4 protein-coding genes and 1 riboswitch are annotated in these 4,771 nt (G+C 72.4%); of the genes, 3 read left to right on the top strand and 1 reads right to left on the bottom strand.

The features are described from left to right. Positions 1 to 2,141: transglycosylase domain-containing protein (locus tag E1298_RS44190; RefSeq protein ID WP_341770708.1), on the top strand; the 2,141-nt coding region annotated here is incomplete at its 5' end. A gap of 65 nt (positions 2,142 to 2,206) precedes the next feature. Here E1298_RS44190 and E1298_RS44185 read toward each other — a convergent pair. Beyond that, positions 2,207 to 2,638: a hypothetical protein gene (locus E1298_RS44185; protein WP_165975953.1), complete on the bottom strand. Its 432-nt coding sequence runs from the start codon at positions 2,636 to 2,638 to the stop codon at positions 2,207 to 2,209. 2 nt (positions 2,639 to 2,640) lie between these two features. Then, positions 2,641 to 2,757: riboswitch (SAM riboswitch) on the top strand. Positions 2,758 to 2,801: 44 nt separating this feature from the next. On the opposite strand from E1298_RS44185, the gene E1298_RS44180 reads away from it, so the two are divergent. Next, positions 2,802 to 4,124, top strand: a complete 1,323-nt coding sequence (locus E1298_RS44180) for an aminotransferase class V-fold PLP-dependent enzyme (RefSeq protein WP_131903348.1) — start codon at positions 2,802 to 2,804, stop codon at positions 4,122 to 4,124. 158 nt (positions 4,125 to 4,282) lie between these two features. Then, positions 4,283 to 4,771 (top strand): SseB family protein (locus E1298_RS44175; protein ID WP_165975952.1); only part of this gene is annotated, 489 nt, incomplete at its 3' end.

Raw genomic sequence — 4,771 nt, 5'->3', positions numbered from 1 at the left:
GCGGGGGCGGCGGCAAGGGGCCGAAGGGATCGAAGAAGGTGCGCAGCCGCAAGGTCCGGATCGCGCGGCGGACCCTGTTCCTCCTGCTGGGGTTCATCGGGTTCTGCGTCGCCGCGTTCGGCATCGCCTACCTGTTCACGCCGGTGCCGTCGCCGCAGGAGCAGGCGGTCGCGCAGGGGCCGACGTTCTACTACTCCGACGGCAAGACCCAGATCGCAAAAACCGGCGTCAACCGCGACGCGGTCGAGCTCGCGCAGATCCCCGAGGGCGTCCGCAACGCGGTGATCGCGGCGGAGAACCGCAGCTTCTACCAGGACCCGGGCGTCTCGGTGCAGGGCACCGCCCGGGCGTTCTGGTCGACGGCGACCGGGGAGCAGCTCCAGGGCGGCTCCACCATCACCCAGCAGATGGTCCGCAACTACTACGGCGGCATCGGCAAGGAGCGCTCGGTCACCCGCAAGCTCAAGGAGATCATGGTCTCCCTGAAGGTGGGCCGGGAGAAGTCCAAGGGCTGGATCCTGGAGCAGTACCTCAACACCATCTACTTCGGCCGCGACGCGTACGGGGTGCAGGCAGCCGCCAAGGCGTACTACGGCAAGGACGTCAAGGACCTCACCCCCGCCGAGGGCGCCTACCTGGCCGCCGCGATCCAGCAGCCGAGCAACTTCGCCGACCCGAGCGGCGCGCGGCGCACCTACGCCGAGCAGCGCTGGCACGCGGTCGTCGCCAACATGGTCCGGGACGGGGCGGTGACCCCCGCCGACGCGGCCGCGATGAAGTTCCCGCTGCCCGTCAAGGAGAAGATCACCGACATCCTCAAGGGCCAGAAGGGCTACATGGTCAACGTGGCCAAGAAGGAGCTCGTCGAGCGCCGCGGCTACAGCGAGGACGAGATCAACCGCAGCGGCCTGAAGATCACCACCACGTTCGACAAGCGGCTGATGGACGCGATGAAGCAGGCCGTCACGGCCAACACCCCTGCCGGGATGAGCAAGCGCATCCGCACCGGCGTCATATCGGTCGACCCGTCCACCGGGCAGGTGCTGGCCTTCTACGGCGGCCGCAACTACCTCACCGAGGCGGCCAGCAGCACCTTCTACGGCACCGCGCAGGCCGGTTCGGGCTTCAAGCCGATCGCGCTGGCCGCGGCCCTGGCGGACGGCAAGAGCCTGTCGTCCAGCTACGACGGCAGCTCCCCGCAGTACTTCAACGGCGCGTCCGTCAAGAACGACAGCGGCGAGAACTTCGGGCAGGTGGACCTCGTCACCGCCACCGAGCACTCGATCAACACCGCCTATGTCAACCTCGGCCGGGACATCGGCAACGACAAGATCGCCGAGATGGCCGAGAAGCTGGGCGTCCCCGCCTCGCAGATGACGTCCGCGCAGCGCCACGCCGCCACGTTCCCGCTCGGCGTGGTGTCCCTGCACCCGGTCCAGCAGGCCGGGGTGTACGCGACGTTCGCCGCGGAGGGCCGGCACCGGACGCCGTACGTGGTCAAGTCGGTGACCGACGGCAAGGGCGGGAAGCGCAAGTTCGGCGAGAAGGGCGAGCAGGCGTTCAGCGCCCAGGTCGCGCGGGACGCCACGTACGCGATGCAGCAGGTCGTCCAGGGCGGCACCGGACGCGCCGCGCAACTGCCCGACGGCCGCGAGGTCGCCGGCAAGACCGGCACCACCGACCAGGGCCGCGCCATCTGGTTCAACGGGTTCATCCCCCAGATGGCGACGACGGTGGCGATGTACCGCGACGACAACAAGCCGCTGAACATCCCCGGGTACGGCGCGTACGGCGGCCAGTTGCCCGCGCAGATCTGGAACTCGTACATGAGCCAGGCCGTGAACATCAAGAACTACGAGCAGAAGGCGTTCGGCTCCCCCTCGGAGACGCCGGGCGGCGGTTCGGGCATTCCGCCGTTCGACCCCAACCCGGGCGGCTCCGAACCGCCGCGCACCTCTTTCCCGTCCCGCACTCCCCCGTCCAACGGACCGGACGAACCCGACACCCCGACGCCGCCCACCGGCCTCCCGACGATCCTCCCGCCCGACCCGGGTGGAGGCGACGACGGCGGAGGCGGCGATGACGGCGAAGGCGACAACGACGGCCCCGGCCGCCCACGCCGCACGGATTCAGAGGGTTAGCGCCCGGTTCGCAGGGGCGTGACAGGAGGGCCCGGCGGGTGCCGGGCCCTCCTGTCGTTCGCGTTCTAGTCGCAGGCTGAGCCGATTCGGGTGGGCGTGTCCTTCATCACCGTGTTGAGCTGGGACGCGTCGCCGGTACCGACGGCGGACGCCGCGGTGCGGAGTCGATCCGCCTCGGCCTTCAGCGCCTTCTTCAGCTTCGCGTCCCCGGCCTTGCCCGCCAGCCCGTCCAGGCGTCCCGCGAGCTGCTCGGTGGCCTGCCGCCACTGGCCGGGCTCGGCCGCCGACACGCTCCTCACCTGGGTGATGTACTGCTGGAACGCCTTCTTCGTGTCGGTGCACACCTGGCCGGAGTCGCCCCCGCCCATCGACCCGCACCCGCCCAGCAGACCGGACGCGCCGAGCAGCACCACGCCCCCGGCCAGCGCCCGAACCACCCCGTACCGCATCGCACCCTCCCGTTTGATCCCCGTCGGCATCCGCATATACTTCCGCATCAGGTCATGAGTGCCAGCGTCAAGCCCCGGCTTGCTGGCCGGCAACCCTTCGTCCGCGATGGGGTGCCCCGGGTGAGGACCAGGCCGGGCGCAACACCGCGCCCCGGCAAGCGCGGATCCCGTCGGCATCTCTCCGGGGTCCCCTATCCCGGAAGGTCCATGCATGCCCACGCTCGCCCCCTCCCCCGTCGCCGCCCGTCCGCCGGTCACTCCCGCTGAGACGCACGGTCCCGGGGTCCAGGTTCGGCCCGGCCCCGCTCCGGTCGCGCGGGTCGTCGGCGCCGGCGCCCCTGTGCCGCTGGACGACGGACGCCACGTCCCGTACGCCAACCTCGACTACGCCGCCAGCGCGCCATGCCTGGAAGCGGTGCAGGAGGCCATCACCCGGGCGCTGCCGTACTACAGCAGCGTGCACCGAGGCGCGGGCTACGCGTCGCAGGTCACGACCGACGCCTACGAGAAGGCGCGCGAGACCGTCCGCGGGTTCCTCGGCGCATGGCAGCGGGCGGCGGTCGTGTTCACCCGCAACACCACCGACGCGATGAACCTGCTCGCCCACGCCGTCCCCGCCGGGACGACCGTCGTCGTGTTCGAGACCGAGCACCACGCGTCCCTGCTGCCGTGGCGGCGCGCCGTCCGGCTGCCCGCGCCCGCCACCCCGGCCGAGGCGATCTCCGCCGCCGACCGCGCCCTCGCCGGGTCGCCCGGCGGCCCCCGGCTGCTCGTCGTCACCGCGGCGTCCAACGTCACCGGCGAGCTGTGGCCGATCCGCGAGCTGGCGGACGTCGCCCACCGGCACGGCGCCCGCATCGCCGTGGACGCGGCGCAACTCGTCCCGCACCGCCCCCTCGACATGGCCGGGCTCTGCCTGGACTACGTCGCCTTCTCCGGCCACAAGCTGTACGCGCCGTTCGGCGCGGGCGTGCTCGCCGGACGGGCCGACTGGCTACGCGCCGCCCCGCCCTACCTCAAGGGCGGCGGCGCCAGCGCGTCCGTCTCCGGCCACGGCGACACCACGCGCTGGGCGCCCGGCGCCGAGCAGCGGCACGAGGCCGGGACCCCCAACGTCCTCGGCGTCATCGCCCTCGCCGCCGCCTGCGAGACCCTCGCCACGCGCTGGGACGCGCTCGCCGAGCGCGAGGAGCACCTCCTCGCGCGGCTGCGCTCCGGCCTCGCGGCCATCCCCGGCGTCCGCGAGCTCACCCTGTGGGGCGGCCGCGGCCCGCGCGTCGGCATCGTGTCGTTCGTCGTGGACGGCTGGAGCGCGCGCGACGTGGCGCTCACCTTGTCCGGGGAGCACGGCATCGGCGTCCGGGACGGGAAGTTCTGCGCGCACCCGTTCGTCCGGCATCTGCTGGACGTGAGCGGCGCGGGCTGCTCCGGAGGCGAGGGCACCGCCGTCCGTGCGAGCTTCGGCATCGGGACGGCCGACGAGCACATCGACCGTCTCCTCGCCGCGCTCGCCCGGCTGGCGGTGGCCCGCTGACCTGCGGACTCGCCCGGCCAGACCGACGATTATGCTCTTTGGTCCTGTTCGCCCATGTAGCGTAGGCAGTCGCGCGACTTCCCGCCGGGACCGCCCACCTGGCTCCGGCGGGTCGGGGATGAGCACGACATGGCGGGATGAATCAGGGGGTGCCTACGGTGGCCGACGCGTGGCGACCCACGTCGGAACTGGAGCGCCGGCTGGAGCATGCAGTCCGGGCAGGAGACCAGGAGGGCTATTTCCGCCTCCTCGCGGAGAGCGAGCTGGTGGTCCCCGTCCCACCGGACCTGGTCGACGGCGTGCTGGCGAACGAGGTCCAGCCGTCGTGGCCGACCCAGGAAGAGGACGGCCGCGTCCACGTCCTGGTCTACACCTCGACCGCGGCGATGCGCGCCTGCCTCGGCCCGTCCAGCCGGCACTTTCTGACGCTCCGGTTCGGCGACCTCGCCGAGACCTGGCCCGACGCCCGCTGGTGGCTCGCGATCGACGCGCCCGCGCGGGGCGTCACGGGCGTCGCGCTGCCCATCGAGGCCCGCATGCCGGCGTGGTTCGTCCGCCAGGTGGCCGACGGCGACGGCCGCCCGCCCCGGGTCGGCCGGCCCGACGCGATGTCCGCGCCGTCCCCCGACGCCCTGTCTCTTATACAC

The sequence above is a fragment of the Actinomadura rubrisoli genome, from assembly GCF_004349215.1.
GTDB classification, from domain to species: Bacteria; Actinomycetota; Actinomycetes; order Streptosporangiales; family Streptosporangiaceae; genus Spirillospora; species Spirillospora rubrisoli.
The sequence above is the reverse complement of the archived record's forward strand: the minus strand, read 5'-3'. Positions and strand labels throughout refer to the sequence as shown.

Coding starts and splice junctions, on each gene's coding strand:
- E1298_RS44185 (WP_165975953.1), bottom strand. CDS start 2,638: ATGCGGAAGTATATGCGGATGCCGACGGGGATCAAACGGGAGGGTGCG.
- E1298_RS44180 (WP_131903348.1), top strand. CDS start 2,802: ATGCCCACGCTCGCCCCCTCCCCCGTCGCCGCCCGTCCGCCGGTCACT.